Source organism: Halobacillus sp. BBL2006, assembly GCF_000786645.1.
GTDB lineage: Bacteria > Bacillota > Bacilli > Bacillales > Halobacillaceae > Halobacillus.
The window spans coordinates 1-2,713 of record NZ_JRNX01000536.1 but is presented as its reverse complement, the minus strand read 5'-3'; the positions used below and the strand labels follow the sequence as shown (position 1 = coordinate 2,713).

Sequence of the window (2,713 nt, the reverse complement as noted above, 5' to 3'; positions counted from 1 at the left end):
AACACCTGCCACAAAAATTCTTCGAAACCATCCCCAATCAAAATTTCGCTATTAACGTACCAGTAGAAATTTTGTCTCTTTTCCACCCCACTTATACGACATTAGGCGACGTCGTTAAGATAGGAACGGGGATTTCGACAGGTAATGACCGGTATTTTTTGAGGGCAGCGAGTGAAGTAGCAGATAAGGATGAATGGATTCCCTTTTACAAAAATGGAGGCGTCAAAGATGCTTGGTATTACCCACCTAAGTACTACATACATGAAGATTGGCCCCTCCAAAAGGAGAAACACTCGACTTTCACAACACGAAACCCATCTTATTTTTACCGCGAAGGGATTACATGCTCCTCAATGGGCGTCGAGTTTTCAGCCGCTTACCTTCCTAGAGGGAGCTTGTTTGGAGTGAATGCAAACCTATTTCCTGATAAGCAGGAAGATCTTTACTATTTCTTAGGATTACTGAATAGCCAGCTAGTAAAATATGTGTTGAGAAAGCTGCTAAATAGAACCAATATGATTACTGCTGGTTATATAAAGAAGTTACCCTATATTGACCCATCTCCTGAAAACAAAAAGGTTGTTATTGAATATTCCAGACAATTTGTGAAAGAAAAAATGTCAAATTCATGCTTTTACAGTTTAGAAGAAAAGCATGAATTGGATCGTATCATTTACGATATCTATGGAATATCCCACAAAACGAGAATGCATGTGGAAGACTTCTGTAATGATTTGTTCGAAAAGCTATAAAAAGGTCGATCCAAACATGGACCGACCTTTTTATGCGTAATTAAAGACATAATTCATCAATCTATTTCCCGGGAAATCATTTTATTTAATAATTCGATAATTACCCCAATCTTCTGGAAATAGACGTTTATATTTTGACGAAAGAAAGCGATCATCAATAAGTTGAATAGCTCCTCGATCTTCCTCAGAACGTATCAATCGTCCTCCAGCTTGAAGGACTTTGTTCATACCGGGGAACACATACGCATAATCATAACCATTTCTGCCTTTTTGTGTGAAATAGTCCTTTATTAATTCTTTCTCAAAACTTCTAGGTGCAAGTCCAATTCCGATGACGGCGACTCCGTTTAAACGGTCACCTCTCAAGTCTACTCCTTCAGAAAAAACCCCTCCCAGAACTGCAAAACCTGCCAACCTGCCACCGTTCACAAATTGATTAAGGAAGTCTTCTCTTCTCTCTTCATCCATCCCTTGTTCTTGAGCTACCGACTCTATCTCCTGATACTTTTGAAATTTTTGATAAACCAAGTCCATGTAATGATAAGAAGGAAAAAAGAACAAATGGTTCCCTGGATGGGCTGCAACTTGGTTAAAGAGCAATTCAGCCAAGCGCCCTGCCGTTTGTTCCCTGCTCCGGTAGCGAGTGGAAAGCGGAGCAATCATTAAATCGATTTGCGAAGAATCGTAAGGTGATGGGAGCTGCAGGATGTAATCCTCTTTTTTTCCGCCTAACATATCCATATAATATCCGAACGGGGACAAAGTGGCAGAAAAGAAAATGCTTGAGCGAAAAGCCTTCGTCGTATCACTTAGCACCTCGGAAGGATCCAGGCAAAATAACTTCAGAGTCAGATCTCCATTGTTTTTCGTAGCGATCAATCGATAATGATCATCAACGAGCTGATGGATTTTCAAGAAATTTTGGGCTGCAAAGTAAAGGTCGAGTATCTTCTCGGAGCGCTCTTCTTCATTCTCCCCCTGGAGGTACCGCTCCGCTTGATTTACAAACCTTTCTAAGTTCTCTTCTAACTCCCCTGGAACTTCTGAAATCGTAAATTCCTGATGCTCTTCGTCTTTAATCTTGAGCAAGTCCAGAAAGACTGCATAGCTCGTTTGATTCAATTTTTCGTCTTCATCAGCAATTTCTTCTGACGCTTTTAGAAACTCACTAGCACAAATCGATGCCGAAAACATTTCTCTCGCTCGTTCCACAAGATTGTGAGATTCATCAATTAACAATGCCGTTCTCTTCTTGTTCTCAGGCAAAAGCCTTTTCAAAGAAACCCTTGGATCGAAGATATAGTTGTAGTCCCCTATAATAACATCTACGACGTCTGTCAAATCTAAGGAAAACTCAAAAGGACATACTTTATGCTTCCTTGCATATTCTTCTATCACAGGGCGCGTTAATTGGGTTTCGTTTATTAGGATATCCACCACTGCACCGTTGATGCGGTCATAATATCCATCAGCAAACTCACAATAATCTGGTTGGCAGATGGTTTCCTCTTGAAAACAAATTTTATCCTTAGCTGTCAGAGTCACAGATCTCAGCATCAAACCATGTTCTTCCATACGCATTAAAGCTTCCTCCGCAGTTGTTCTCGTAACGGTTTTCGCAGTCAAGTAGAAAATCCGATCTGTTTCTCCTAGAGTCATTGCTTTAATAGCCGGGAACAGGGTGGAAATTGTTTTACCTATCCCTGTCGGCGCTTGCGCAAATAGATCCCGTTTTTCTTGAATTGTTCGGTAAACACTCCCCGCTAGCTTCCTCTGACCTTGTCGATACTGAGAAAAAGGGAAATCAAGTTCCGGAATCGTTTGTTTCTTCTGCTCACGAATATGTAATAAAATACGTGCATACGACAAGTAGTCCTTGATGACTCCATTCATAAACGAGTCTAATTCAGTAAGGGAATAGGTTTTTTTGAAACATTTCTTTTCTTTTGTTTGCTTTTGGA

Annotated in this window: 2 protein-coding genes; one reads left to right on the top strand and one right to left on the bottom strand. The window is 40.4% G+C overall.

Annotation, left to right across the window (positions count from 1 at the left end):
- The coding region (locus LD39_RS23160) for a TaqI-like C-terminal specificity domain-containing protein (RefSeq protein ID WP_035549195.1) at window positions 1-752 on the top strand (752 nt) is incomplete at its 5' end.
- Window positions 753-833: 81 nt separating this feature from the next.
- On the opposite strand, the gene LD39_RS15405 is transcribed toward LD39_RS23160, so the two are convergent.
- A partial coding sequence (locus tag LD39_RS15405) for an ATP-dependent DNA helicase (protein WP_035549192.1) occupies window positions 834-2,713 on the bottom strand: 1,880 nt, incomplete at its 5' end.